The sequence below is a fragment of the Caenimonas terrae genome, assembly GCF_042655405.1.
In the GTDB taxonomy this organism is placed as follows: Bacteria; Pseudomonadota; Gammaproteobacteria; order Burkholderiales; family Burkholderiaceae_C; genus Ramlibacter; species Ramlibacter terrae_A.
Genome location: NZ_JBHSMF010000006.1, coordinates 93826 through 119588, shown reverse-complemented (window position 1 = coordinate 119588; position 25763 = coordinate 93826). Strand labels below are relative to the sequence as shown.

The 25763-nt window shown below is 66.2% G+C and carries 24 protein-coding genes; 17 read left to right on the top strand and 7 right to left on the bottom strand.

Going from position 1 to position 25763, the window contains the following annotated elements; all coding sequences use genetic code 11:
- Positions 1-10: 10 nt before the first annotated feature.
- From ilvN to pbpG, 6 genes are all read left to right on the top strand, one after another.
- Positions 11-502: an acetolactate synthase small subunit gene (ilvN, locus tag ACFPOE_RS07405; RefSeq protein WP_376849395.1), complete on the top strand. Its 492-nt coding sequence runs from the start codon at positions 11-13 to the stop codon at positions 500-502.
- Positions 503-549: 47 nt separating this feature from the next.
- Positions 550-1566, top strand: a complete 1017-nt coding sequence (gene ilvC, locus ACFPOE_RS07400; RefSeq protein WP_376849394.1) for a ketol-acid reductoisomerase — start codon at positions 550-552, stop codon at positions 1564-1566.
- A gap of 104 nt (positions 1567-1670) precedes the next feature.
- Positions 1671-2489, top strand: coding sequence for a CDP-diacylglycerol--serine O-phosphatidyltransferase (gene pssA, locus ACFPOE_RS07395; protein ID WP_376849392.1), 819 nt, complete (start codon positions 1671-1673; stop codon positions 2487-2489).
- A gap of 208 nt (positions 2490-2697) precedes the next feature.
- On the top strand, positions 2698-4404 hold the full coding sequence (gene leuA / locus ACFPOE_RS07390; RefSeq protein ID WP_376849391.1) for a 2-isopropylmalate synthase: 1707 nt from the start codon (positions 2698-2700) through the stop codon (positions 4402-4404).
- A gap of 5 nt (positions 4405-4409) precedes the next feature.
- Positions 4410-5948 (top strand): 2-isopropylmalate synthase, encoded by a 1539-nt coding sequence (locus ACFPOE_RS07385; RefSeq protein ID WP_376849390.1) that lies wholly within the window; start codon positions 4410-4412, stop codon positions 5946-5948.
- A gap of 142 nt (positions 5949-6090) precedes the next feature.
- The gene (gene pbpG, locus ACFPOE_RS07380) at positions 6091-7113 is read left to right on the top strand and encodes a D-alanyl-D-alanine endopeptidase (RefSeq protein ID WP_376849389.1); all 1023 of its coding nucleotides are present in this window, start codon (positions 6091-6093) and stop codon (positions 7111-7113) included.
- A gap of 54 nt (positions 7114-7167) precedes the next feature.
- Here pbpG and ACFPOE_RS07375 read toward each other — a convergent pair whose 3' ends face one another.
- From ACFPOE_RS07375 to ACFPOE_RS07355, 5 genes are all read right to left on the bottom strand, one after another.
- A complete protein-coding gene (locus ACFPOE_RS07375; RefSeq protein WP_376849387.1) occupies positions 7168-7956 on the bottom strand; it encodes an IclR family transcriptional regulator in 789 nt (262 codons plus the stop codon).
- Between the two features lie 79 nt (positions 7957-8035).
- On the bottom strand, positions 8036-8773 hold the full coding sequence (locus ACFPOE_RS07370; RefSeq protein WP_376849386.1) for an arginyltransferase: 738 nt from the start codon (positions 8771-8773) through the stop codon (positions 8036-8038).
- Positions 8770-9513 (bottom strand): leucyl/phenylalanyl-tRNA--protein transferase, encoded by a 744-nt coding sequence (gene aat / locus ACFPOE_RS07365; RefSeq protein WP_376849385.1) that lies wholly within the window; start codon positions 9511-9513, stop codon positions 8770-8772. The genes ACFPOE_RS07370 and aat overlap by 4 nt, the downstream gene beginning before the upstream one ends.
- Positions 9514-9576: 63 nt before the next feature.
- Positions 9577-9726, bottom strand: coding sequence for a hypothetical protein (locus ACFPOE_RS07360; protein WP_376849383.1), 150 nt, complete (start codon positions 9724-9726; stop codon positions 9577-9579).
- 130 nt (positions 9727-9856) lie between these two features.
- Complete coding sequence (locus ACFPOE_RS07355; RefSeq protein ID WP_376849382.1) at positions 9857-10768, bottom strand: glutaminase; 912 nt, start codon at positions 10766-10768, stop codon at positions 9857-9859.
- A 636-nt stretch (positions 10769-11404) separates the two neighbouring features.
- Between ACFPOE_RS07355 and ACFPOE_RS07350 the strand changes: the two genes are divergently transcribed.
- The 7 genes from ACFPOE_RS07350 to ACFPOE_RS07320 all read left to right on the top strand — a co-directional run bounded on the left by ACFPOE_RS07350 (position 11405) and on the right by ACFPOE_RS07320 (position 19572).
- On the top strand, positions 11405-15607 hold the full coding sequence (locus tag ACFPOE_RS07350) for an RHS repeat-associated core domain-containing protein (RefSeq protein WP_376849380.1): 4203 nt from the start codon (positions 11405-11407) through the stop codon (positions 15605-15607).
- Positions 15608-15617: 10 nt separating this feature from the next.
- A complete protein-coding gene (locus tag ACFPOE_RS07345) occupies positions 15618-16151 on the top strand; it encodes a hypothetical protein (protein WP_376849379.1) in 534 nt (177 codons plus the stop codon).
- Positions 16152-16533: 382 nt separating this feature from the next.
- On the top strand, positions 16534-17091 hold the full coding sequence (locus ACFPOE_RS07340; RefSeq protein WP_376849377.1) for a hypothetical protein: 558 nt from the start codon (positions 16534-16536) through the stop codon (positions 17089-17091).
- Complete coding sequence (locus ACFPOE_RS07335) at positions 17088-17945, top strand: RHS repeat-associated core domain-containing protein (protein ID WP_376849375.1); 858 nt, start codon at positions 17088-17090, stop codon at positions 17943-17945. Before ACFPOE_RS07340 ends, ACFPOE_RS07335 begins: the two co-directional genes overlap by 4 nt.
- A gap of 16 nt (positions 17946-17961) precedes the next feature.
- Positions 17962-18189, top strand: coding sequence for a hypothetical protein (locus tag ACFPOE_RS07330; protein WP_376849374.1), 228 nt, complete (start codon positions 17962-17964; stop codon positions 18187-18189).
- Between the two features lie 112 nt (positions 18190-18301).
- Entirely contained in the window at positions 18302-18643 is a 342-nt protein-coding gene (locus ACFPOE_RS07325) for a hypothetical protein (RefSeq protein ID WP_376849373.1), read from the top strand.
- 287 nt (positions 18644-18930) lie between these two features.
- The gene (locus tag ACFPOE_RS07320; RefSeq protein ID WP_376849372.1) at positions 18931-19572 is read left to right on the top strand and encodes a glutathione S-transferase N-terminal domain-containing protein; all 642 of its coding nucleotides are present in this window, start codon (positions 18931-18933) and stop codon (positions 19570-19572) included.
- Between the two features lie 108 nt (positions 19573-19680).
- Here the strand turns inward: ACFPOE_RS07320 and glgC are convergent, their stop codons facing one another.
- Entirely contained in the window at positions 19681-21009 is a 1329-nt protein-coding gene (gene glgC / locus ACFPOE_RS07315) for a glucose-1-phosphate adenylyltransferase (protein ID WP_376849371.1), read from the bottom strand.
- A 135-nt stretch (positions 21010-21144) separates the two neighbouring features.
- Here glgC and ACFPOE_RS07310 point away from each other — a divergent pair, with 135 nt between their 5' ends.
- Entirely contained in the window at positions 21145-21513 is a 369-nt protein-coding gene (locus tag ACFPOE_RS07310; protein ID WP_376849370.1) for a SpoIIAA family protein, read from the top strand.
- A gap of 53 nt (positions 21514-21566) precedes the next feature.
- On the opposite strand, the gene ACFPOE_RS07305 is transcribed toward ACFPOE_RS07310, so the two are convergent.
- Positions 21567-21773, bottom strand: coding sequence for a hypothetical protein (locus tag ACFPOE_RS07305; RefSeq protein WP_376849369.1), 207 nt, complete (start codon positions 21771-21773; stop codon positions 21567-21569).
- 363 nt (positions 21774-22136) lie between these two features.
- On the opposite strand from ACFPOE_RS07305, the gene ACFPOE_RS07300 reads away from it, so the two are divergent.
- From ACFPOE_RS07300 to ACFPOE_RS07290, 3 genes are read left to right on the top strand one after another with little or no spacing between them, the layout of a single operon-like run.
- Positions 22137-23258: a sugar ABC transporter substrate-binding protein gene (locus tag ACFPOE_RS07300; RefSeq protein ID WP_376849368.1), complete on the top strand. Its 1122-nt coding sequence runs from the start codon at positions 22137-22139 to the stop codon at positions 23256-23258.
- A complete protein-coding gene (locus ACFPOE_RS07295; protein ID WP_376850618.1) occupies positions 23255-24781 on the top strand; it encodes a sugar ABC transporter ATP-binding protein in 1527 nt (508 codons plus the stop codon). The genes ACFPOE_RS07300 and ACFPOE_RS07295 overlap by 4 nt, the downstream gene beginning before the upstream one ends.
- The gene (locus tag ACFPOE_RS07290; RefSeq protein WP_376849367.1) at positions 24778-25761 is read left to right on the top strand and encodes an ABC transporter permease; all 984 of its coding nucleotides are present in this window, start codon (positions 24778-24780) and stop codon (positions 25759-25761) included. Before ACFPOE_RS07295 ends, ACFPOE_RS07290 begins: the two co-directional genes overlap by 4 nt.
- Positions 25762-25763 lie beyond the last annotated feature (2 nt).

Here is a 25763-nt window from a genome sequence, read left to right as displayed (position 1 = left end):
GAATGACCCAATGAAACACATCATCGCAGTGCTGCTGGAAAATGAACCCGGCGCGCTTTCCCGTGTCGTCGGCCTGTTCTCGGCCCGTGGCTACAACATCGAATCGCTGACCGTGGCGCCGACGGAGGACCCGTCGCTGTCGCGCATGACCATCCAGACCGCCGGCTCGGACGAGGTGATCGAGCAGATCACCAAGCACCTGAACCGGCTGATCGAGGTGGTCAAGGTGGTGGACCTCACCGAAGGGGCCTACACCGAGCGCGAACTCATGATGGTCAAGGTGCGCGCCGTCGGCAAGGAGCGCGAGGAGATGAAGCGCATGGCCGACATCTTCCGCGGCCGCATCATCGACGTCACCGAGAAAAGCTACACCATCGAGCTGACCGGCGACCAGAGCAAGAACGACGCGTTCCTGGAGGCGATCGACCGCGGCGCCATCCTCGAGACGGTCCGCACCGGCTCCAGCGGCATCGGCCGCGGCGAACGGGTGCTGCGCGTCTGACGTCTTCCGCATTTCTTCCATCCCAACCAATTTCAACAGGAGTGACCATGAAGGTTTATTACGACAAGGACTGCGACCTGAGCCTGATCAAGGGCAAGACAGTCGCGATCATCGGCTACGGTTCGCAGGGCCACGCCCACGCCCAGAACCTCAACGACAGCGGCGTCAAGGTCGTCGTCGGCCTGCGCAAGGGCGGCGCGTCCTGGCCCAAGGTCGAGAAGGCCGGCCTGAAGGTGGCCGAAGTGGCCGACGCGGTCAAGTCTGCCGACGTCGTGATGATCCTGTTGCCCGACGAGCAGATCGCCGAGGTCTACAAGAAGGACGTCGAGCCCAACATCAAGCCGGGCGCCTCGCTGGTGTTCGCCCACGGCTTCAACGTGCATTACGGCTTCGTCACGCCGCGCGCCGACCTGGACGTCTGGATGGTGGCGCCCAAGGCCCCCGGCCACACCGTGCGCGGTACGTACACGCAAGGCGGCGGCGTGCCCCACCTGGTGGCGGTGCATCAGGACAAGAGCGGCAAGGCCCGTGACCTGGCCCTGAGCTACGCGATGGCCAACGGCGGCGGCAAGGCCGGCATCATCGAGACCAACTTCCGCGAAGAGACCGAGACCGACCTGTTCGGCGAGCAGGCCGTGCTGTGCGGCGGCACCGTGGAACTGATCAAGGCCGGCTTCGAGACGCTGGTGGAAGCCGGCTACGCGCCCGAAATGGCGTACTTCGAATGCCTGCACGAGCTCAAGCTGATCGTCGACATGATCTATGAAGGCGGCATCGCCAACATGAATTACTCGATCTCGAACAACGCCGAGTACGGCGAGTACGTGTCCGGCCCGCGCGTCATCACCGACGAGACCAAGAAGGTGATGAAGCAGATCCTCAAGGACATCCAGACCGGCGAATACGCCAAGAACTTCATCCTGGAAAACCGCGCCGGCGCCCCGACCCTGCTGTCGCGCCGCCGTCTGATGGCCGAGCACCAGATCGAGACCGTGGGCGAAACCCTGCGGGCGATGATGCCCTGGATCAAGAAGAACAAGCTGGTCGACCAGACCAAGAACTGAGCTTGCCGGGCGGCCTGCGGGCCGCGCGCGAGCCCATCCCCATGACAGCGGGGATCGACCAAGCCGCCTGCGGGCGGCTTTGTTTTTGCTCTTACACTTCGCCCATGCACGACGGTTCCGATTCACAGCCTGGCGACGTCCACGACGGCATCGTCGTGCGCAAGCGCCGCAAGGGCATCTACATCCTGCCCAACCTGTTCACGCTGGCGGCGCTGTTCGGCGGTTTCTACGCGGTGGTGATGGCAATGAACGGCCGCTTCGATCTGGCCGCGTACGGCGTCTTCAGCGCCATGGTGCTGGACAGCCTGGACGGCCGCGTCGCCCGCATGACCAACACGCAGAGCGCGTTCGGCGAACAGATGGATTCGCTGTCCGACATGGTGTCCTTCGGCGCGGCGCCGGCCCTGATCGCCTACGAATGGGCCCTCAAGGGCCTCGGACGCTGGGGCTGGGTGGCGGCCTTCGTCTATTGCGCCTGCGCAGCGCTGCGGCTGGCGCGCTTCAACGTCAACACCACGGTGGTCGACAAGCGCTATTTCCAGGGCCTGCCGTCGCCCGCGGCCGCGGCCCTGGTCGCCGGCTTCATCTGGGTGATGCACGACATTGGCGTCAAGGGCTACGAAGTGCAGTGGGTGATGTTCGCGGTCGCGCTGTTCGCCGGCTTGACGATGGTCACCAACGTGCCGTTCTACAGCTTCAAGGACGTGCAGATGAAGAAGACCGTTCCCTTCGCCGTGATCGTGCTGATCGCACTGGGCATCGCCGTCATCAACATCGACCCGCCGATCGTGCTGTTCGCCGTGTTCGTCGTCTACGGCCTGTCCGGCTACGGCGTCTACGGGTGGCGCCGCGCCAAGGGCCAGCGCACCAGCGTGATCAGCACGTCCACCGACGAGCCTGAAGAGAGCGGCCTGCATCGGTGAAAGCCCGGCCCCTGCCCGGGCACGGCGCCCGCGCGGCGCTTGTGCTACATTGCTTCTCATGAACCGAATTTCGCTGGCGCTACTGCTATCTCCCCACGGGCGGAGACGGTAGCGTTCGCGCAACCCTGATCAACGGCCCGTTTGCACCTGCAGCGGGCCGTTTTGTTTTGGGGCTGCAGGTTTCACCGAACCTTGAGAGAAACCCATCATGTTGAAACAAGCAGCCAGCAAGTACCGCGCCTTCCCCCCGGTGCGCCTGACCGACCGGACCTGGCCCGACGCGGTGCTGACCCGTCCGCCGGTGTGGTGCAGCGTGGATCTGCGCGACGGCAACCAGGCCCTGATCGAACCGATGGACATTCCCCGCAAGCTGCGCATGTTCCAGGCGCTGGTGGCCATTGGCTTCAAGGAGATCGAGGTCGGCTTTCCGTCGGCGTCGCAGGTTGAATTCGACTTCGTGCGCAAGCTGATCGACGACAACCTGGTGCCCGAGGACGTGACGATCCAGGTGCTGACGCAGGCGCGCGAGCCGCTGATCCGGCGCACCTTCGAGGCGCTGGAGGGCGCCAGGCGGGTGATCGTCCACCTGTACAACGCCACCGCGCCGGTGATGCGCCGGGTGGTGCTGGGCCTGGACGAAGACGGCATCGTGGAGCTGGCCACCAGCCAGGCGCGCCTGTTCGTCGAACTGGCGGCGCAGCGGCCGCAGACGCAATGGACCTTCCAGTACTCGCCGGAGATGTTCTCCGGCACCGAACTGGCCTTCTCCAAGCGGGTGGTCGATGCGGTCACCGGCGTCTGGCAGCCGACTCCCGGGCGCAAGTGCATCGTCAACCTGCCGTCGACGGTGGAACATTCCACTCCCAACATCTTTGCCGACATGATCGAGTGGATGCACCGCAACCTGGCGCGCCGCGATTGCATCGTGCTGTCGGTCCACCCGCACAACGACCGCGGCACCGGGACGGCGGCCGGGGAGTTGGCGGTGATGGCGGGCGCCGACCGGCTCGAAGGCTGCCTGTTCGGCAACGGCGAGCGCACCGGCAACCTCGACCTGGTGAACGTCGCCCTGAACCTGTACAGCCAGGGGGTCGACCCGGGCCTGGACTTCTCGGACATCGACGAGGTCCGCCGCACCGTGGAGCACTGCAACCAGCTGCCGGTGCACCCGCGCCATCCTTATGCCGGCGACCTGGTCTACACCTCGTTCTCCGGCTCGCACCAGGATGCGATCAAGAAGGCGTTCGCCGCCCGCAAGGAAGGCGACATCTGGGACATGCCCTATCTGCCGCTCGACCCCAAGGACCTGGGCCGCAGCTACGAAGCGGTGATCCGCGTCAACAGCCAGTCGGGCAAGGGCGGCATCTCGTACCTGCTCGAAAGCGAATACGGCTTGGAGCTGCCGCGCCGCCTGCAGATCGAGTTCAGCCAGGTGGTGCAGACCGTGATGGACGCCACCGGCAAGGAACTGACGGCGCAGGACCTGTTCCAGCTGTTCGAGCGGGAGTACGGCGTGCGCAGCACGCCGGCGCCGACGCACCAGGTGCTGGAGGAGGCCAAGGGCGCCAGCGGTCCGGTGGTCAAGCTGGCCGCCGACGTGGTGCTCGGCTCGCGCAACCTGAGCATCCAGGGCGCCGGCACGGGGCCGATCGACGCCTTCGTCGCCGGCCTGGCGCAGGCGACCGGCGAGAACCTGCGGGTGCTGGACTACCACGAGCACGCGATCGGCTCGGGCGCCAACGCCCAGGCCGTCGCCTACCTCGAACTGCGGGTCGGCCAGCAGACGCTGTTCGGCGTCGGCATCGACGCCAACATCGTCTCCGCATCGCTCAAGGCCATCGTGTCCGGCCTGCAGCGGGCGCAGGCCAGCCGGGCCGCCGCATCCTCGGCCCTTTCCCCCAGCGACCAGGAATGAACGCCATGGCAGACCAACTGATCATCTTCGACACCACCCTGCGCGACGGCGAGCAATCGCCAGGCGCCTCGATGACCAAGGACGAGAAGCTGCGGATCGCCCGCCAGCTCGAGCGGCTGAAGGTCGACGTGATCGAGGCCGGCTTTGCGGCCAGCTCCAACGGCGATTTCGAGGCGGTGCAGCTGATTGCCGGCGCCATCAAGGATTCGACGATCTGCTCGCTGTCGCGGGCCAACGACCGGGACATTTCCCGGGCCGCCGAGGCGCTCAAGGGCGCCAGCCGCGCGCGCATCCACACCTTCATCGCCACGTCGGCGCTGCACATGGAAAAGAAGCTGCGCATGACGCCGGAGCAGGTGCTGGAGCAGTCCAGGCAGTCGGTGCGCTTTGCCCGCAACCTGTGCGACGACATCGAGTTCTCGCCCGAGGACGGCTACCGCAGCGACATGGACTTCCTGTGCCGGGTGCTGGAAACCGTCATCGCCGAAGGCGCGACCACCATCAACGTGCCCGACACGGTCGGCTACGCGGTGCCGGAGCTGTACGGGCAATTCATCCGGACGCTGCGCGAGCGGGTGCCCAACTCCGACAAGGCGATCTGGTCGGTGCACTGCCACAACGACCTGGGGATGGCGGTGGCCAACTCGCTGGCCGGCGTCAAGATCGGCGGCGCGCGCCAGGTGGAGTGCACCATCAACGGCCTGGGCGAGCGGGCCGGCAACTGCTCGCTGGAGGAGATCGTGATGGCCGTGAAGACCCGCAAGGACTATTACGGGCTGGACGTCAACATCGACACCAAGCACATCCTGGCCGCCAGCCGGATGGTCAGCCAGACCACCGGCTTCGTGGTGCAGCCGAACAAGGCCGTGGTGGGCGCCAACGCCTTCGCCCATGCCAGCGGCATCCACCAGGACGGCGTGCTCAAGGCGCGCGACACCTACGAGATCATGCGGGCCGAGGACGTGGGCTGGAGCACCAACAAGATCGTGCTGGGCAAGCTGTCAGGCCGCAACGCCTTCAAGCAGCGCCTGCAGGACCTGGGCGTGGCACTCGAGAGCGAAGGCGACGTCAACACCGCCTTCGCGCGCTTCAAGGAGCTGGCCGACCGCAAGAGCGAGATCTTCGACGAGGACATCCTGGCCCTGGTCAGCGATGAAAGCGTCACCCACGACAAGGAGCAGTTCGGCTTCGTGTCGCTGTCCCAGCACAGCGAGACCGGCGAGCGTCCCCACGCCAGCGTGGTGTTCACGGTCGAGGGGAAGGAAGTGCGCGGCGAATCGGACGGCAACGGCCCGGTGGATGCCTCGCTCAAGGCGATCGAGTCGCATGTGCACAGCGGCGCCGAAATGGTGTTGTATTCGGTCAACGCGATCAGCGGGTCGACCGAAAGCCAGGGGGAGGTGACGGTGCGCCTGCAGAACTCGGGACGGGTGGTCAACGGCGTGGGAGCCGACCCTGACATCGTGGTTGCCTCCGCAAAGGCGTACCTCAGTGCGCTCAACAAGTTACAGAGCAAGGCCGACCGGGTGGCGGCCCAGGGTTAGCAATTATTTCGGTCATTTATGCGGAAAGTGAGGATTCCTTCATAAGTCATTGATCTTGTGCACCTTTTCCGGCGGCAGTACACTACGCGTTCTGTTGCAGCGTTGTAGGAGTCTGCTGATGCCGGCGAGGTCACCTTTTCAAATGCGAACAACTTTCATCCGCTTGGCACAAACCCTTGCATGTTCATTGGTGGCTGCGGCCTGCATCGCCGGCCCCGCACATGCGGCCCGGCGGCAGGTTGTCACCGTTGAAAAGCAGACTTCGCCCAGCGTCAAGCGGCGCATCTCCCGCACCTTCGTGGTCGCCAGGCGGCGCGTTGCGGTGCACGTGGCGGATGCCCGTCCCTCTTTCGGCCAGCTCGCCGGTTTGCACTCCACCCAGGACCAACTGGACCTGAAGTCCAGCGTCGCCCTGGTGATCGACCAGGACACCCGCGAAGTGCTCCTGAGCAAGAACGATTCGGCGGTGTTGCCGATCGCGTCACTCACCAAGCTGATGACCGGCCTGCTGGTGAGCGAGGCCAAGCTGCCGATGGACGAGATGATCGAGATCACCCAGGACGACGTGGACACCGAAAAGGGCAGCAGCTCGCGCCTGCGCGTGGGCACGACGCTCAGCCGCGGTGAACTGCTGCACCTGGCGCTGATGTCCAGCGAGAACCGGGCGGCGCACGCGCTGGGACGCACCTATCCCGGCGGCCTGGCGACCTTCGTCGGCCTGATGAACGCGAAGGCCAAGGCCCTGGGCATGAAAGACACCAGCTACGTCGAGCCCACCGGCCTGTCCAGCCGCAACCAGTCCAGCGCCAACGACCTGGCCATGCTGGTGAGCACTGCTTACAACGACCCCAAGCTGCGCGAGCTGTCCACGTCGCCCGGCTACCAGGTGGCGGTGGGCAACCGCACGCTGAGCTACAACAACACCAACCGGCTGGTGAAGAACCAGAACTGGGACATCGGCCTGCAGAAGACCGGCTACATCCACGAGGCCGGCCAGTGCCTGGTGATGCAGGCCAAGATTGCCGGGCGCAAGCTGATCATGGTGTTCCTCGATTCGGCCGGCAAGCTCAGTCGCATCGGCGATGCCGAGCGGGTGCGCAAGTGGGTCGAATCCAACCCCCGGGTCATGCCGACGTCGACACTGATCCGGCAGGTGAACGGGTAGCGGTCGCCAGGGCGACGGACACGCTGGCCGCGAGGGCCGGCGACGCAAACGGGCCTAACGGCCCGTTTCTGCCTTGTGGCCCAGCGCGTTCGAGATCTCGTTGGCGGTGGCCTGCAGCTTGGTCAGCCAGCCCTCGTCGAGCCGGTCGGCCGGCGCCGAGATCGACAGGCCGGCGATCAGCTTGCTCTGGTCGTCGTAGATGCCGGCGGCCATGCAGCGCACCCCCAGTTCCAGCTCCTCGTTGTCGCGCGCGATGCCGTATTGGCGCGCCTTGGCCAGCTCGCGCTCAAGCACGGGCAGCTGGGTGATGCTGTTGCGGGTGTGGCCGGCCAGGCCGGTGCGGGTGGCGTAGGCGCGGACCCGCTGCGGATCGTCGGCCGCCAGGAACAGCTTGCCGGTGGAGGTGAGGTGCAGCGGCGCCCGGCCGCCGATGGCGCGGACCACCTGCATGCCGGAGCGCTCGCTGAAGGCGCGCTCGATGTACACGATCTCGTCGCCCTGGCGCATGCTCAGGTTCACCGGCTGCTGGATCAGCTTGTGCAGCTCGCGCATCGGCAGCAGCGCCGCGTCGCGCACGTTGAGCCGGCCCTTGACCAGATTCCCCAGCTCCAGCAGGCGCATGCCCAGCCGGTAGTTGCCGGCCTCCGGGCGGTCGACGAAGCGGCCGGTGGCGAGGTCGTTCAGGATGCGGTGGGTGGTCGACGGATGCAGGCCGGTCTTCTCGCTGATCTCCTTGAGCGACATCGCCTCTTCGCGCGAGGCGAGCACGTCGATCAGCGCGAACATGCGCTCGATGACCTGGATCGTGGGGGTGGCGGCAACGCCCGGCTCTGTCTTTCTCATGGGAGACCTGTGAAGTGCCTCCTATTTTACTTTGTGAAATCTGGCCTGCCGGCGCAGGCCCTTCCAGCCGGTGGCCCGCTCAGCTTCCGGGAATCCAGCGGCCGTCGGCCAGCACCTCGTGCGGCACGAAGCGGGCCTTGTAGTTCATCTTGGGGCTTTGCTCGATCCAGTACCCCAGGTAGACGTGGGGCAGGCTCAGCTTGCGGGCCTGGTCGATCTGCCACAGCACGCTGTAGGTGCCATAGCTGGCGGCCGGATCGGGTTCGTAGAACGTGTACACCGCCGAAATGCCGTCGTTCAGGACGTCCAGGATGGACACCATCCGCAGCGCGCCGGCAGAGCCGTCGGGCAGCGTCTCGCGGAACTCGACCAGCCGCGAGTTGACCCGGCTTTGCAGCAGGAACTGCGTGTACTGGTCGATGCTGTCGTGGTCCATGCCGCCGCCCGCATGGCGGCCGGTCTGGTAGCGCAGGTATAGGTGGTAGTGCTCCGGAACGAAGCACAGCTTAAGCACGCGCGCCTGCAGGTTCTTGTGCCTGGCCCAGGAGCGGCGCTGGCTGCGGTCCGGCTTGAACTGCCACGTCAGGACGCGCAGCGGCACGCAGGCCCGGCAGCCGTCGCAATAGGGCCGGTAGGTGAACATCCCGCTGCGGCGAAAGCCGCTGGTGACGAGGTCGGAATACGCGTCGTTGTGAATCAGGTGGCTGGGCGTGGCCACCTGCGATCGCGCCTGCTTGCCCGGCAGATAGCTGCAGGGATAGGGCGCCGTCGCATAGAACTGCAGGGTCTGGAGCGGAAGGTCCTTGAGGTGCGTCACGCTGGCTCACGCGGCAGTAGTTCGCTCCAGTATACGGGCTCGAATCGCCAGCGAGGAGGGGGCAGCAGGGCCTTCTGTGCCACCGTCGCCACAAAGTCGCTGCGGCGGATTTCGCGCGCCCCCATCGAGGCCAGGTGCTGCGTGTTCTGCTGGCAGTCGATCAGTCCGATGCCCTCGTGCCGGCAGATGGCGACCAGCGCCGCCAGCGCGATCTTCGAGGCATCGGGGACGCGGGTGAACATCGACTCGCCGAAGACCGCCTGGCCGATCGAGACGCAATACAGCCCGCCCGCCAGTTCCCCGTCGATCCAGGTTTCCACGCTATGAACATGGCCGGCGGCGTGGAATTGCTTGTAGGCCTCGACCATCGCAGGGACGATCCAGGTGCCGGACTGGCCCGGCCGGTCGCTGCTGGCGCAGGCACCGATCACCCTGTCAAAGGCGCTGTCGACGCGGATCTCGCAGCGCGGATCGGCCGCGAACCGCGTCAGGGTCTTGCGCAGCGAGCGATGGAGCTTGAATTCGGCGGTGAACAGCACCATCCGCGGATCGGTGCTCCACCACAGGATCGGCTGGCCGTCGCTGAACCACGGGAAGATGCCCCGGCGATAGGCGCGATGCAACGAATCGACATCGAGCGCGCCGCCCGCGGCCAGCAACCCGGGCGCCGGCTGGTCGGCGTCCCAGGCGCTGTCAGGGGGAGGAAAGGGATCGCCGGGCTCGAGCCAGGGCAGGTTCATGGATGCGCGACACACGGGGACATTGCCCCCGATTGTGGTCGCTGCGCGGCGCCGGCGGGCGCGTCAGGCAAAGATCCGCTGAGCCTTGTCTTCGAGTTCGCGCTGGCGCTGCATGATCCGCGGCACGTCCGGGTGCATGGGGTTGATCTCTTTCATCGCCCAGCTATAGAAGGCACGGGCGACCGTGACATGGATGAAGTTGAGAATTTTCATGTCCGCAATGGTGAAGACCCTTGGCATCCGCCCGTGTAGGAACCCCGCCCGAGCCCCGGCGGCGCTTTTTCCACGCCCTTTGTCGGACACCGCCCCGGTGCCACTTTTGTGCAATATCCGGCCTTTTTCCCTAGAAAATCGAGAGCCCGGTCTTGGCGGCGAACAGTTCTAGCGCCTTGATCCCGAGCAGCGAGTTGCCGCTGGGCTCCAGCGCCGGCGACCACACGCACAGGCTGAGGCGGTCGGGCACGACGGCGACGATGCCGCCGCCGACGCCGCTCTTGCACGGCAGGCCGATGCGGTAGGCGAACTCGCCGGCGGCGTCGTAAGTGCCGCAGGTCAGCATCAGGGCATTGACCCGGCGGGCCTGCCGCTCGGTCAGGATCGGCGCACCCGTGAGCGGGTGCGCGCCGTCCCGGCACAGGTAACCCGCGGCCCGCGCCAGCTGCAGGCAGTTCATGCGCAGCGCGCATTGATGGAAGTAGCAGTCCAGCACGCTGGCCACGTCGTTGTCGATGCGGCCGAAACTCTTCATGAAATTGGCCAGGGCGGCATTGCGGTAACCCGTGGCCGCCTCCGAGGCCGCGACCTCCTCGTCGAATTGCACCGCCTCGCCGCACAGGCTGGAGACGAATGCCAGGATCTGCGCCTTCGCGTCGAAGCGGCTGACCAGGCGATCCGCCACCGCGAGCGCCCCGGCGTTGATGAACGGGTTGCGCGGCTTGCCCATCTCCGCTTCGAGCTGGACCAGGGAGTTGAACGGATTGCCGGAGGGCTCGCGGCCGATCCGCTCCCACAGGGCCTCGCCCTGCTCGCGCATGGCCAGCGTCAGCGTGAACAGCTTGGAGATGCTCTGGATGGAAAAGGGCGTGGTGCTGTCGCCGGCATGCGCCTCCTCGCCGTCGCAGGTGCGCAGCGCGATGCCCAGGCGTTCGGCCGGCACGCGGGCCAGCGCCGGGATGTAGCTGGCCACCTCGCCGGCGCGGCCAAGCTCCGGGCGCAGGGTGGCAATGATGTCTTCGAGCAGCGGCTGGAATTGCATGGGGCATTGTCGGGCAGGGACGGTTGGCGCCGGCACCCGCCTCAGCGCTAAGTGTTTACCCGGCACATCTGTCATGACAGGGGGCGCCAGCGACCTTGGCGCGGTTGCATAGCAGACTTCCCGCGTCGTCTGAATCAAACACAACAACGCGGCTGCTGCGCAGCTTGAAGGGAGAAACATGCGATTCTCATCGGCCGTGCGCGCCGCCGGTTGCTGCGCGTTCATGTTTGCTGCGTCCACTGCGGCAGTCTCCCAGTCAAGCAATCCTCCGGGATGGACGCCGACCACGGTGATCACGCCCACGCGGCCGGCAGCCGGCCCGGCAAGGGCTGCGCCGCAAACACTTGCGCCGCCAACGTCGGTCACCTACACGGACACCAGCCTGACGGCCTGTCCTGCCGACCAGAAGCTGCAGTATTTCTACTACAACGAGCATGTCTCGGATGGCTACAACGCGGACACCTGGTGCGGTGCCGCGCAGGCGGACCTGAACTGGGCCAATGACACCGATCCCTTGCGGTGGCGCATTCCGTATCTACTCGATAGCTGCACCCCGGGCGTCTCCTGGAGCTATTCGCATTCTTTCCAGCATGGGACCCGCTACCACAGCCCCCAGTTCAGGGGCATCAACCTGGTGTGCTCGACCGCTCCGCCGCCGCCCCCCTGGGTTGCGCGAGCGGGGAGGGCGGCTTCATGTCCTGCCCGCCGAACTCCGGCTCGCCGCCCGTCGACCCGCCGCCCGTCCCACCCGGTGCGCCTGCGGGCGCGGGCCCGGGCCCCAACGGCGGCCCGCCTGGCGACCCCTGGTCGCCGGACGCGGTCGGCGAACCACCACCGCCGGATGAGCCGCCAGTCCAGCCCACTGCGGACGACGGCAACACGTGCGGGGCTGCCGTCGAAGCGGCCGGCAACCCGATCTTCACGGCCACCGGCAACAAGTTCCAGCAGGAAGTGGACTATCGCGGACCGCACGGGTTGAACCTCGTGCGCCGCTACAACTCGTCGCTGCCCGGATGGGTCCACAACTACAGCGTGCGCGTGTTCGCCGGTGCGGCGCTCGCGCGGGTGATCAGGCCGGACGGCCGCGCCCATCTGTTCTCCGGCAACGGCGCGGGTGAATGGACCGGCGAAGCGGCGGCCCGCGAACGGCTGTTCAAGCTGGCCCCGGCAGACGCGTCGCAGCCCTCGTGGAAGTACGTGACAGCGAACAACGCCACCGAGTGGTACGACGCGCAAGGCCGCATCCTGTCCATCACCCGCAACGGCGGGATGTCGTACACGTTCGAGCAACGCGACGGCCTGCTACGCAGCGTCAGGGACTCCTTCGGCGCGGCGCTTCAATTCGCCTATGACGGCCAGAACCGCCTGGTGGGGGTGACGACACCGGAAGCAACGACCATCACCTACGGCTACGACGGGCAAGGGCGCCTGAGCCAGGTCGGCTACCCCGACGGCAGCAGCCGCAGCTACCTCTACGAAGACACCAGCTATCCGCTTGCGCTCACCGGGCTGGTCGACGAGCGCGGAATCCGGCTGGCGACCTGGGCCTACGACGCCGCGGGCCGGGCCGTCTCCTCCGAGCATGCGGGCGGCGTGGATCGTTACCAGCTTGTGTTCAACAGCGATGGCAGCGTGGTCGTGACCGACCCCCTGGGCATGACGCGCACGCAGGCCTACAGCAAGGCCGGGGCGCGCCAGGTGTTTGCCGGCCAGATCCAGCCGTGTACCAACTGCAGCCGCGACGCTGCCAGCAACGTGGTCGATGCGGCAACCGGACTGCTGGTCCAGAGCACGGACTATCTGGGCGTCGCGACGCTGTTCACCAACGACCTGCAGCGCAAGCTGCCGGTCACCGTCACGCGCGCCGCCGGCCGTCCGGAACAGCAGCTGCGGCGCAGCGACTGGGCGCCGAACGTCCGGCTGCCTGCGCTGGTCAGCGAAGCTGGCAGGACCACGGCCTACAGCTACGACGACGCCGGCAACAAGCTGAGCCAGACCGTCACCGACCTGGCGAGCGGCCAGGCCCGCAGCTGGCAATGGACCTATACGGCCCAGGGCCTGGTTGCGACGATGACCGACCCCAAGGGCGCAATGTGGAGCTTCGGCTATGACAGCGCCGGCAACCGCGTGAGCGTGACGAACCCGCTCGGCCAGCAAACCAGCGCCAGCTACGACGCCGCCGGCAGGATCACCAGCCAGACCGCACCCAATGGCATGGTCACCACCTTCGCCTACGACGGCCGCGGGCGCCTCGTGCAACAGGTGCGCGGCGGCGACAGCAGCAGCTACGGCTACACCCCTGCCGGCCAGCTCGCCAGCGCCACCATGCCCAATGGCTACCAGGTCAGCTACAGCTATGACGCTGCGCAGCGCCTGGTCGGCGCGAGCGACAACCGGGGCGCCAGTGTCCAGTACACGCTGGACGCCGCCGGCAACCGCGTGCGGGAGGAGGTCAGGGATGCCAGCGGTGCCATCGCCCTGGTCACCAGCCGTGTCATCAACAGCCTGAACCAGGTGGCCGCGCTCCAGGGCGCGGCCGGTCAGACCACGGCGCTGGCTTATGACGGCAACGGCGAGCCGGTCGCGCAGACCGATCCCCTGAACCAGACCACGCGCCAGAGCCTGGACGGCCTGCGCCGCCCGGTCGCCACCACCTTCGCGGACAACACCTCGGCGACACAGGCCTGGAACCAGCTGGACCAGCTGACCCGCGTCACCGACCCCAAGGGCGTGGCCACCGCGTACCAGACGAACGCGTTCGGCGAAGTGGTGAGCGAGTCCAGCCCGGACATCGGCAGCATGCGCTACCAGCGCGACGCCGCCGGCGAAGTCACGGGCATCACCGATGCCGTCGGCAACGTCACCGCGATCACCCGCGATGCGCTGGGCCGGCCCACCACCATCGAATATTCGTCCGACAACCTCGCCGCCTTCAGCTACGACCAGGGCCAGGCGGGTTACCTGTCGAAGATCGACGACAAGAGCGGATCGACCACGTACGTGCGCGATGCCCAGGGCCGTGTCCTGGCCAAGACCCAGGCCGTCAACGACAACCCGGCCCGTCCCAGCCAGTTCAAGGTGCAGTACGGCTACACCGGCGGCGAGCTGGCCAGCATCACCTACCCCAGCGGCCTGAAGGTGACGTACAACCGGGTCGCCGGCCGGATCGCCGGAATCGACGTGCAGGAGCCGTCCTCCAACCCGCTTCGTTCCAAGCCGGTGGTGCCCTTCGTGAGCAACATCACGCACACCGCGCTGGGCCAGCCGAGGACCTGGGCGTGGACCAGCGGCGACCAGGCGAGCAGGACCTTCGACACCGACGGCCGCATGTCGGCCACCGAGTTCTCCAGCTACGTGTACGACGCCGCGGGCCGGATCACCGGCATCACCCAGGGCCTGTGGGCCAGCCGCGCGGCGGGCCCGGCGGCCGGCAAGCAGGCGTACACCACGCCGGTGAGCTGGACGGCCGGCTACGACAGCCGCAACCGCCTCACCAGCCTGGCACGCGACGGCGCTTCGAGCCGCTACACCTACGACGCCAATTCCAACCGCCTCACGGCGGTCGACAGCGCAACCAGCGACAGCGACCTGGACGGCGTGCTGGATGCCGGGGACTTCACCCAGTCCACCAGCCAGACCTTGAATGTGGAGGCGGCCAGCAACCGGCTGCTGGGCCTGGCGCAGACGGTCGCCAGGACCCAGAACGGCAAGACGAGGAGTGTGCTCACGACCTTCAGCTACAGCCTGGACGCCAACGGCGCGATGACCGGCGACGGCCTGCGGACCTTCGAGTACGACGCCGCGCGGCGCCTGTCCAAGGTCAGGATCTCGAGGGACCGTGAAGCGGCCAGGGTTGGCTACCTTCATAACGCGCTGGGCCAGCGCGTCTTCAAGACCGAGGCGACCGCCGACCAGACCGTGCCTGACCGGGCGGTCCTGGGCCAGGGCTTCATCGACTGGCTCCAGGCCAACTTCCGGTGGATGTTCCTGGCCGACCGGGAGAGCAACAGTGTGGGCACCGCCTTCGTGTACGACGAGGCCGGTAGCCTGCTTGGCGAATACGACAACGGCAGTTCGGCGGGCAGGGGCGCGCAGGAGTACATCTGGCTCCCCACCGATGATGGCCAGGCGATCCCGATCGGCATCTACAGCAGGAACAGGTTCTATGCGGTCCATGCCGACCACCTGGGAACGCCGCGGCTGATCACCGACGACGACAACAAGCCGGTGTGGCAATGGCCGTACAGCGCCTTCGGCAGCAACAAGCCCACCGGGGTATTGAAGGCAACGCCGAATCCGAAGGCAACGGGCAGCAAACAGGACGTGGCGCTCAATGCGACGGACACGGCGCTGGAGGTGAACCTGCGCTTCCCGGGGCAGTATTTCGACGAAGAATCGAATCTGAGCTACAACTACTTCCGCAGCTACAACGCGGCGCAGGGGCGATACAGTCAGCCCGATCCGATTGGACTTGATGGGGGGTGGAATCGATTCAGCTATGTAAGGGGGAATCCACTTTCGATGAGCGATCCCGAAGGCCTACTGGGACGAGCGCCGGGAAAAGGTCCGTCCCCGCCCCTCCCGTACGCGCCTGGGTTCAGCCCGCAGATGTGCAATGGCTACTACTCCCCTGGTACCACGCTCAATTTGATCTGCTCTAACACGGGCGATGAACCTGTCGCGAACTGCGCACGCCAGTGCCTTCACGACGCTCTCCCGGTGAACTCGTGCGGGAAGACAAATCCAGTTCAAAGCATGACGCAACCTCCGGCGAGTTGGTACTACGACGATCACCCGCGGTGCTGGAGCCAGTGTCGCTGGCCACTCGGTCAACCATGAGGGAGTAGCCATGATTTTCAGGGTCGCCAATTGGCTGTTCGTCCTTGAGTGCCTGTTCGCGGTCGCGTTCGTATTGACTGCAGTTCCCATTGGGGAAGTCGGAACCGCGCTCCTTCGCGCGAGTGCCGGAGCGCTCGGATTCGTCATTTTGGGGGGGTACTGTGTCCTTGCCGTCGGTGGACTACTCTACCTCTGGGTCGCAGTGGCGGGGATCCGCCGAGGTGTGGCGTCATTTTGGAGCAGCTTCTTGCCCGCAATCTTCGGTTTGCCGGTCATTGTCTGGGGTTTCGGCAAGGTGCAGGCCGCGAGCAATCCGAGCATCTCCGTGTTGAGCGGACTTGTGGCACTGCTGGTTGCAGTCTTCCTATTAGCTCGCACGCCAATCACGAAGTGGCGCGCTGTGCCGGCGCTTTTGCCTATCATCTTCTTCGCCACTTTAGATTTCGAAAAGGCTGGTTGGCTGCACCTCCTGATTGGTATGCTGCTCGTGGTCGCTCCGCTGCCAAGACTCTTGAATTCTCTCTGCGTGCGTGCGAGCGACTGACATCGGAAATCTTCAGCTATGCCGCAGGGAATCCGGTTTCCAAAATGGATCCTACCGGCAAAAGTTGGCTTCCTGTCGTAGTCGTTGTGGGCGGCGCCGCCTGCTATGCGATCGTCAGCAGGTTATGAAGTTATACGAGGCCGAACAAAATACCAAGCAGGCCCTTGACTTGGCGGTCACCGCTAGTCTGATGAATCAAGCTCTGCAGGAATGGGCTGCAAAAGGTGCGATGGGACCGCCTCCTTATACCCAGCAATAAGTGCAGGACGCAACGCAAGCAGCAGTGCAGGGAGCCGCCAACGCTGCGGCTGGACTGGGCCAAAATGTACCCGGAACGTCTATTAGTCCGGGTGGTCTCCCACGACCCGTTCGATAGCTTCACATGAAATCAAAGAACTGGAAATCGGTCCCATTCATAGTGTCGGCTTCGCTAGTCATAACCGCGCTGTTGCTTTCGGTAGTTGCCTGGTGTTTCTCAGATGCCGGCTTGGCCAACATCCAGCGCCACTGGATGCGCGACTACGGAGAAATGAAATGGCGTCCCGTCTCTCTGACCTACAGCGGTCAATGGATTGTGGAAACGGTTTCCAGGCCCACTGACGGAGCAGTACTGACCTACGGGCTCTGGCCTTCCGGCAAGACGATTCCAAGTGGTACCGCATCGATCGGTCTGAAGCGCCGGGTGACTGGTGAACAGGCTTCCATCGTATTAGCCCCCCTTGCTCCGGATAATGGACGCAGTAGCAATTTTGCTGAATGCCTTCGGACGGCGGCATGCCGATCAGCCTCGTCCTTCTTGGGCTTGACCACACCGGCCACCGTGGTTTCCGTTCATGACGGCGAGTGGGCTGTTCTTGAACGCTTCGCAACTTCAGTCCTTGTGCTTAACCCAGGACACGCTAGCACGAGTGACCTTCAGCTGCAGCCCACGTCCCATTGAGGTGGAGGAAAGGTTCAAAGCACCCTCGAAGAACCGCTTCCGGAACGAACGTCGACATCTGGCTCCCCACCGATGATGGCCAGGCGATCCCGATCGGCATCTACAGCAGGAACAGGTTCTATGCGGTCCATGCCGACCACCTGGGAACGCCGCGGCTGATCACCGACGACGTCAACAAGCCGGTGTGGCAATGGCCGTACAGCGCCTTCGGCAGCAACAAGCCCACCGGGGTATTGAAGGCAACGCCGAATCCGAAGGCAACGGGCAGCAAACAGGACGTGGCGCTCAATGCGACGGACACGGCGCTGGAGGTGAACCTGCGCTTCCCGGGGCAGTATTTCGACGAAGAATCGAATCTGAGCTACAACTACTTCCGCAGCTACAACGCGGCGCAGGGCAGGTACAGTCAGCCGGATCCTGTCGGTATGGCTGCAGGTCCTAACAGATTCAGCTATGTCAATAATGCTGCACTCAGCTTCGTTGATCCAATAGGCCTCATGGGACAAGGCAGTGGCGGCGGACGCGGATCCCCGGTGCCGGCAAGAGGAAGGCCAGCCAAGCAATCCTGTACATGTACGGCGGCCCAATACGCTTCCGGCCCAAATCTCGGTTTAACCGTCGCTAGAGCGATGGGTCTTGGTGCTGGCGCGGGGGCGGTCGCGGGCGGTGTTTGGGGGACCGCTACCAGCCTTGGTGAGATCGCTATCAGCGATGCGACAGCAACGGCAGCCATGGCAGGATCGACTCTTGGGGCGGCAACACTTGGCGTAGGTGCTGTTGTGGTCGTTGGCGGCATATACCTGTACAACGCAATGCAATCATCCCCGCCAATGGACCCTTCACAGTGTCAGTGACACACCGGAACATCAAATGAACGCAGAACGTATGCATCGCATCGGTAACGCCCCCAAAAGGAAGCGTGTCTTTATGTGGTATTCACTGATCGCTTTTGGCATACCAGCTGCGACCGGCATGGTCTGGATCTTCGACGCGTATGGTCATTGGCCATTGATGGCCTTTGTGACTGCTGTTTCTCTGGGCGCCGCATACGCGTGGGGGTTGCTCATGTGGCAATTCTTTGTGGGGCCTCCAAAGTAGGTGGCGCAACGGTAGTTCGCTAAGGCTGAAGGAGGTTGTTGCGGTAGCTGCCCGGCCGTATTTCTGCGCAACCGTCGCCATATGGACCAGCACCAACTAACCTTGAGCCGGCATGACAACAGAACGCTCCCTCTCACCTGAAGAGGTCTTCCACAATTGTTTTTACTATTCTGTGGAATTCCTGGCCGTCATTGCCGAAGGAATGTCACATGAGGTCGGGTCTGAAGATGGCGAAAACGCTGCATGGCAGCTTCACCAGGACATACTTGATTTCGGTCACGGCGTAGTGAGTGCAGCGGCTTCGCACTTAGAGGATCAGCAACGCGCAGCCGTAGAACTGTTCTTGGCCGAAGTTAAGAGCCTTCCATCCGAAGCACTTTCCGGAACAGACGCAATGAGCGACCCGCATGGACTCGGCTGCGGACGCATGCAACCCGTTTGCTGTCGGCACTGACATCAGCCATTGAACGGACGCAGACTTACCTCCAAGAAGAGCCGAGCGCTCTTTGAAGCCCGATACGAACGATGTCCTGGAGATCAGGGCACGGGCTGCCCTCCGGCTTCATCGAGCACCATAACGGCCGTGCCCGCTTCCGCGAGGCGCCTGCTGCGGCACCCAGTGGCGCTGCCACGCGCGGTGACGCGGGAACCGCTGTTCTGCGGTCCGTAAAATCAGGCCCCTGTGCGCAAGCGCCCGCCAGCGCTTGTCCTTTGCCACGCTGTCAGCCGCAGCCCCTCACCGTGCCGAAAGCTTCCCTGGCCCTCCCGCTGCTCTACACCTATCGCCGCTGTCCCTACGCCATGCGTGCGCGAATGGCGCTGCTGCAGGCATCGGTCACGTTTGACGCCCATGAGATCGTCCTGAGGGACAAGCCCCCTGGGTTGCTGGCGGTGTCGCCAAAGGCAACGGTGCCGGTCCTGGTCTTGCCCGATGGCCGGGTGATCCAGGAGAGCCTGGACATCATGCGTTGGGCATTCGAGGGGCGGGACCAGCAGGGCTGGTGGAGCAGGGCGCAGACCCCGGGCAACCAGGCGCTGGTTGCGCTCAACGACGGCCCATTCAAGCGAGAGCTCGACCTGTACAAGTATCCGCAGCGTGCTGTCGACGCCACGCCCGCCTTCCACCGCGACGAGGCCGCGGGCGGCCTGCTGCACGCCCTGGAGGAGCGCCTGGCGACTGCCCCGTGGCTGGGCGGCATCGCCCCCTGCGCGGCGGACCTGGCCGTCTTCCCCTTCGTGCGCCAGTTCCGCGCCGTGGATCCCGCCTGGTTCGACGGACAGGCGTGTCGCGCCACCCGGCAATGGGTGCAGGCCTGGCTGGACGGCGACCAGTTTCATCGGTGCATGAAGAAAATGCCGCCGGGCCTGAACTCGCCGTTCTGACGGCCCTTTCAGCTTCGCCTCATCCGGTCAACGATCCCAATATTCCTGGAACGATGTAGCCTTGCCCTGGTGGGCCCGGAACCGCTGGCCTGATGCGGTTTCGCCGTGCTATTCGCCGGCCGGCGCCGCCAGCTTCTCCAGCATCGCCTTGGTCACCAGCACCACGCCCTTGTCCGAGCGGTAGAAGCGGCCGGCGTCCAGTTCCGCGTTCTCGCCGATCACCATGCCATCGGGCAGCTTGCAGCCGCGGTCGATCACCACCTTGCTCAGGCGGCAGCCGCGGCCCACCTCCACGTCCGGCAGCAACACGGCCTGGCTGATGCGGCAGCAGGAATGGATGCGCACGCTGGAGAACAGCACCGATTCGCGCAGGTCCGAGCCCGAAACGATGCAGCCGCCCGAGACCATCACGTTCGCCGTCTCGCCGTTGTGGCCCTTCTCGTCGGGCACGAACTTGGCGGGCGGCAGCTGTTCCTGGTAGGTCCAGATCGGCCACTCGCGGTCGTAGATGTTCAGCTCCGGCATGTTCGACGCCAGGTCCAGGTTGGCGGCCCAGAACGCGTCCACCGTGCCGACGTCGCGCCAGTAGGGGTTGTGGCGGGTGGTCCACGGCACGCTGGACAGGTTCAGCGGGTGCGCCAGGGCCTGGCCGTCGGCGACGATGCGCGGAATGATGTTCTTGCCGAAGTCGTGGTCCGAGCCGTCGTTGGCCACGTCCGCGTCCAGCATCTCGTACAGGTAATCGGCGTCGAACACGTAGATGCCCATGCTGCCCAGCGCGCGGTCGGGCTTGCCCGGCATCGCCGGCGGATCTGCCGGCTTCTCCAGGAAGTTGGTGATGCGCCGGTTCTCGTCGATGGCCATCACGCCCAGCGCGGTGGCATCCATCCGCGGCACCTCGATGCAGCCCACGGTGCAGCGGCTGCCGCTTTGCGCGTGGTCCAGCAGCATCAGCGAGTAGTCCTGCTTGTAGATGTGGTCGCCCGCCAGCACCAGGATGTACTCGGGGTTGTAGGCCCGCAGGATGTCCATGTTCTGGAACACCGCATCGGCCGTGCCGCGGTACCAGAACGCCTCGTTCACGCGCTGCTGCGCGGGCAGCAAGTCGATGAACTCGTTGGATTCGCCGCGCAGGAAATTCCAGCCGCGCTGCAGGTGGCGCAGCAGCGAATGCGACTTGTACTGAGTCACCACGCCGATGCGGCGGATGCCGGAGTTGATGCAGTTGGACAGCGCGAAATCGATGATGCGGAACTTGCCGCCGAAGTAGACCGCCGGCTTGGCCCGGCGGTCCGTCAGGTCCTGCAGCCGGGAGCCGCGCCCGCCGGCCAGCACCAGGGCCACGGTGCGCGTGGGAAGCTGCCGCGCCAGGATCATTTGCTCGGTCGAGGCCTGCAGCGCGTGGCGCTGCAGTTCGGTGCTGACTGGGGTGTCCATTGCCATGGTCGTGCCGTTGCTGAGACGACTTTCCTCCAATGGCTGGGGCAGGAGTGTAGGACGGGCGCCCGTCGCTGCTGTCGGTCGTTGCTGGGCAGTGCACGGCCGGGCCGCCGTGGACGATAGACTCGGACCATGCCATTCGAAGTGACCGTCGACCGCCACCCCGATTACGTCCGGTACAACGTGGCCGGCCCGACCTCGTTGCGGGAATTCGCCGAGCTGACCCTGCTGGTGGCCGGCGACGTCGACCGCTACGAGGACGACCGCGTGCTGATCGACCTGCGCCGGGTGGAAGGCCGGCTGACCAGGCAGGAGCAGACCCTGATCGGGGAACTGGGGGCGGGAAAACTGCAGCTGCTGTTCAAGCTCGCCTCGATCGTTCCCCCGGGGGAGATCACCCGCAACACCGAGCAGGCGGCGGTTGCCGTCGGGCTGCAGATGCGCGTGTTCGACGCGGAGCCGGAGGCGCTCGCCTGGCTGCTGGACGGCCAACCGGGGTAGCGCCTGCCGCAGCTGGTGGGCGACGGCGCCGGCCCGACCGGCAGCGGCCGCGGTCAGTGCAGTTGCGCCGTCACGACGGCCGGCCAGCACAGCTCGCGGCCGACCATCGCCCGCGCATACAGATAGTTGTTGCGTGCCCGCTCGTTCAGGTGGTTCAGGTCGACCTGCCCTTGCGGGTCGCAGGGAAACGCAAAACCCCGCCCACTGTCGAACAGCGAACGGAACTGCAGCTGGAATTCGCAGGATGTGGACTCGATCATGAGGGGCCTCCGTGAATGGCAGGAACGTGCATCCACTATGGGCGGCGGCCGGCCGCGCCGACATCGGCCCTTCCTGATCCGGCCGGTCGGCTGGTTCCGGTTTGCGCCGGGGAATCGTCCGACCCGGATCGGACTTGTCCGATGCCGCTGCCGGCGCAGGGCGACCGGAGCTCCGCGGCGGGACTGCCGCGCAGCCCGGCGTCCGGGCCTAGGGTTAGTCCCGAGGCCGCCCCTCTGGCAGCCTGAATTGGTGTGATCGTATGATGATTGCGCAGCCTGCAGCAGGACAGAAGCGGGCGCTGAGTTGGGTGCCGGCGGCGCGCAAGCGCCATCGGCCGTTGGTTCCCACCCAAGGAGGCATCCATGATTTCACGCACATGCACCGTCGCCGCTGCGGCGGCGCTGATCGCCGGTTCGGCGCTCGCGGCCGGGCCGGCCGTCGTCAGCGGTCCGGGCGAAAACCCCGGCTGCTTCAAGCCCTGGGACGCCAGCACCAAGTACTTCCAGTGGCCCGCCAAGAAGGGCCCGTACCGCGTCGCGCTCGCCAACGGCTTCGTCGGAAACACGTGGCGCATCCAGATGATCAAGATGGCGAAGGCCTACGCGGCGACCCCGGAGATGAAGTCGCAGCTCAAGGAGTTCAAGATCGTCTCCACCGGCACCGACGTGGCGGCGCAGATCGCGGCGATCGACAACTTCATCAACTCCGGCTACGACGCGATCGTCACGATCGCCGTCAACCCCACCGCCTTCGCGCCGGTGATCAAGCGCGCCAACGCCAAGGGCGTGGTGATCGTGCCCTTCGACAACGTGCTGGACAGCACCGACGTGATGATGGTCAACGAAGACCAGCTGGCCATGGGCCAGCAGTCGGGCGAATGGCTGGTCAAGAACATCCCGTCCAAGTCCGGCAAGCTGCTGGAGGTGCGCGGCGTGCCGGGCAACTCGGTGGACCGCGACCGGCACCTGGGCTTCCGCAAGGTGGTGGAGGCCCCGGGCAACAAGTTCGAGGTGGTGGAGGTCGTCGGCAACTGGGACGACGGCACCGCCCAGAAGGCGGTGGCGGATGCGGTGGCCGTGCACAAGAGCTTCGCCGGCATGTTCGTGCAGGGCGGCTCCACCGGCGCGGTGCGCGCGCTGATCGACGCCAAGCACAAGATGATCCCGGTGGCGGGCGAGGCCGAGAACGGCTTTCGCAAGCTGTGCGCCGAGCGGGCCAAGGACGGCCTGCTGTGCGCGTCGCTCGGCCAGTCGCCGGGGCTGGTGGCCATCTCGATGAAGGCCGCGGTGGCGGCGCTGCAGGGCAAGGTGATGCCGCAGATGATCTCGGTGCCGATCCCGACGGTGACCCATCCCAACTTCAAGGCGGGCGAGAACTACTTCCCGAACCTCACGGACAACTTCTTCACGACCACCGACTTCCCGCCCTGCAACGTGACGCTCAAGGCCACGGACATCATGGCGAAGGACGAAAAGAACAACTGACGGCATCCGTGTCGGACCCCGTCCTGCGGCTGGTCGAGGTGTCCAAGCGCTACGGGGGCGTGCGGGCGCTGGAGCGCGCCAGCTTCGCCTGCGCCGCGGGCCGCATCCATGCGCTGCTGGGCGAGAACGGCGCCGGCAAGTCCACCCTGATCAAGGTGATGGCCGGCGTGGTGCAGCCGGACGAGGGGCGCATCCTGCTGCAGGGGCAGCAGCGCCAGTTTTCGCACCCGCAGGATGCGGTGGCCGCCGGCATCGCCTGCATCTTTCAGGAGCTGTCGCTGCTGCCGGACCTGAGCGTGGCCGACAACATCTGCATCACCAACCCGCCGCGCCGCTTCGGCCTGGTCGACCGCCAGGCGCAGCGCCGCATCGCGCAGGCGGCGCTGGAACGCGCCGGCGCCGGCGACATCCATCCGCTGGCAACGGTAGCCAGCCTGCCGCTGTCCAAGCGCCAGCTGGTGGAAATTGCCAAGGCACTGGCGCGCGCACCGAAGATCCTGATCCTGGACGAGGCGACGTCGGCGCTGCCGGCGGCGGAGGTGCAGCGCGTGTTCGCGCTGCTGCGGCGGCTGCGTGACGAAGGGCTGGCCATCGTCTACATCTCGCACCGCATGAACGAGGTGACCGAGCTGGCCGACGAATGCTCGGTGTTCCGCAACGGGCACGAGGTGGCCAGCTTCCCGGCCGGCACCCGCAGCGACGCCCAGGTGGTGGAGATGATGATCGGGCGCGACCTCGCGCATGTCTTTCCGCCCAAGCCGGCCGCCCAGGCCGCCGGCGCGGCGCCGGCGCTGGAGGTGCGCGGCCTGACGTGGGCCGGCCGCCTGCACGACGTCGACCTGGCCGTGCGGCCGGGCGAGATCGTCGGCCTCGGCGGGCTGGACGGCCAGGGCCAGCGCGAGCTGTTCCTGGCCTTGTTCGGGGTGCTGCGCGGCGTGGGCGGCGAGGTGCTGGTGGCAGGGCGGCGGGCGCGCATCGGCGGGCCGCGCGCGGCCAAGGCCCTGGGCATCGCCCTGGTGCCGGAGGACCGCAAGACCGACGGGCTGCTGCTGCCGATGTCGGTCAACGACAACCTGAGCCTGGCGGCGCTGGACCGGTTCAGCCGCGCGGGCGTGCTGCGGCTGGCGCAGGAGCGCAGCGCCGTCGCCGGCATCGTGCGCCGGCTGGCGATCAAGGCCGGCAGCATGGAGGACGCGGTGGGCACGCTGTCGGGCGGCAACCAGCAGAAGGTGGTGATCGGCAAGTGGCTGCTGAACGAACCGCGGGTGCTGCTGCTGAACGACCTGACGCGCGGCATCGACGTGGGCACCAAGCAGGAGATCTACGCGCTGGTGCGCACCCTGGCCGACGAAGGCGCCGCGGTGCTGTTCTATTCCACCGACTACGCCGAGCTGATCGGCTGCTGCGACCGTGTCGCGGTGTTCTACGGCGGCCGGATCGTGCGCTGGCTGGAAGGCGGGGCCCTGACCGAGCACGCGCTGGTGGCGAGCGCGCTCAACCTGAACGAAGAGGCGACTGCATGAACGCGGACTGGCGCTACCGGCTGCGCGAGCAGCGCGCCACGATGGGCGCGGTGGCGCTGTTCGCGGCGCTGTTCGCGCTGTACATCACCAAGCACCCGGTCGGCTGGGACCGGGCGGTGCTGGCCACCGCGGCCAACAAGGGCGTGCTGCTGGCCATCGTCGCCATGGCGCAGACGCTGCCGGTGCTGATGGGGGGGATCGACCTGTCGGTCGGGATGGTGTTCGTGCTGGCCAACTGCATCGCCTCGCACCTGGTGGTCGGCTCCGCGCTGCAGGCCGGCTTCGGCGTGGTGGCGGTGCTGGCGGCCGGCGCCGCCTGCGGCCTCGTCAACGGCCTGGTGATCGTGTTCGGGCGGCTGCAGCCGATCATCACCACGCTGGCCACCGGCATCATCTATTTCGGGCTGGCGCTGGGCCTGCGCCCGGTTCCCGGCGGCGACGTCCACGCCGGCCTGGCGGACGCGCTGACCGGCAGCCTGCCGGGCGGCGTGCCGGCCATGCTGGCGGTGCTGCTCGTGGTGGTGCTGGTGGTGTGGGTGCCTTATCGCCGCTCGGTGCTGGGGCGCGCCGCGCTGGCCATGGGGTCGTCGGAAGCGGCCAGCTACATGTCCGGCGTGGCCATGGGGCGGACCACGCTGGCCACCTACGCGCTGGCCGGCCTGCTGGCTGCCGTCGGCGGCCTGCTGCTCACCTTCGTCACCTACTCGGGCGAGGCGTCGCAGGCGATCGGCGGCGTCTACACGCTCAACTCCATTGCGGCCGTGGTGCTGGGCGGCACCTCGCTCGCCGGCGGCTTCGGCAGCGCGATCGGGTCGGTGTTCGGCGCCTTTGCGCTGCGCACCATCGGCGACCTGCTGTTCGTGTTCGACATGGAGCCGCTGTGGCAGCCGCTGTTCCAGGGCGTGATCCTGCTGGCCGCGGTCAGCTTCGGCTCGCTGCGGCTGCTGCGGGTGGGCAACCGGCTGGCGCTGTTCCGGTGAAG

What these genes read in the sequence shown, in the direction of transcription:
- ilvN (WP_376849395.1), top strand. Translation starts at nt 11, where the DNA reads ATGAAACACATCATCGCAGTGCTGCTGGAAAATGAACCCGGCGCGCTT.
- ilvC (WP_376849394.1), top strand. Translation starts at nt 550, where the DNA reads ATGAAGGTTTATTACGACAAGGACTGCGACCTGAGCCTGATCAAGGGC.
- pssA (WP_376849392.1), top strand. Translation starts at nt 1,671, where the DNA reads ATGCACGACGGTTCCGATTCACAGCCTGGCGACGTCCACGACGGCATC.
- leuA (WP_376849391.1), top strand. Translation starts at nt 2,698, where the DNA reads ATGTTGAAACAAGCAGCCAGCAAGTACCGCGCCTTCCCCCCGGTGCGC.
- ACFPOE_RS07385 (WP_376849390.1), top strand. Translation starts at nt 4,410, where the DNA reads ATGGCAGACCAACTGATCATCTTCGACACCACCCTGCGCGACGGCGAG.
- pbpG (WP_376849389.1), top strand. Translation starts at nt 6,091, where the DNA reads ATGCGAACAACTTTCATCCGCTTGGCACAAACCCTTGCATGTTCATTG.
- ACFPOE_RS07375 (WP_376849387.1), bottom strand. Translation starts at nt 7,956, where the DNA reads ATGAGAAAGACAGAGCCGGGCGTTGCCGCCACCCCCACGATCCAGGTC.
- aat (WP_376849385.1), bottom strand. Translation starts at nt 9,513, where the DNA reads ATGAACCTGCCCTGGCTCGAGCCCGGCGATCCCTTTCCTCCCCCTGAC.
- ACFPOE_RS07360 (WP_376849383.1), bottom strand. Translation starts at nt 9,726, where the DNA reads ATGAAAATTCTCAACTTCATCCATGTCACGGTCGCCCGTGCCTTCTAT.
- ACFPOE_RS07355 (WP_376849382.1), bottom strand. Translation starts at nt 10,768, where the DNA reads ATGCAATTCCAGCCGCTGCTCGAAGACATCATTGCCACCCTGCGCCCG.
- ACFPOE_RS07345 (WP_376849379.1), top strand. Translation starts at nt 15,618, where the DNA reads ATGATTTTCAGGGTCGCCAATTGGCTGTTCGTCCTTGAGTGCCTGTTC.
- ACFPOE_RS07340 (WP_376849377.1), top strand. Translation starts at nt 16,534, where the DNA reads ATGAAATCAAAGAACTGGAAATCGGTCCCATTCATAGTGTCGGCTTCG.
- ACFPOE_RS07330 (WP_376849374.1), top strand. Translation starts at nt 17,962, where the DNA reads ATGAACGCAGAACGTATGCATCGCATCGGTAACGCCCCCAAAAGGAAG.
- ACFPOE_RS07325 (WP_376849373.1), top strand. Translation starts at nt 18,302, where the DNA reads ATGACAACAGAACGCTCCCTCTCACCTGAAGAGGTCTTCCACAATTGT.
- glgC (WP_376849371.1), bottom strand. Translation starts at nt 21,009, where the DNA reads ATGGACACCCCAGTCAGCACCGAACTGCAGCGCCACGCGCTGCAGGCC.
- ACFPOE_RS07310 (WP_376849370.1), top strand. Translation starts at nt 21,145, where the DNA reads ATGCCATTCGAAGTGACCGTCGACCGCCACCCCGATTACGTCCGGTAC.
- ACFPOE_RS07305 (WP_376849369.1), bottom strand. Translation starts at nt 21,773, where the DNA reads ATGATCGAGTCCACATCCTGCGAATTCCAGCTGCAGTTCCGTTCGCTG.
- ACFPOE_RS07300 (WP_376849368.1), top strand. Translation starts at nt 22,137, where the DNA reads ATGATTTCACGCACATGCACCGTCGCCGCTGCGGCGGCGCTGATCGCC.
- ACFPOE_RS07290 (WP_376849367.1), top strand. Translation starts at nt 24,778, where the DNA reads ATGAACGCGGACTGGCGCTACCGGCTGCGCGAGCAGCGCGCCACGATG.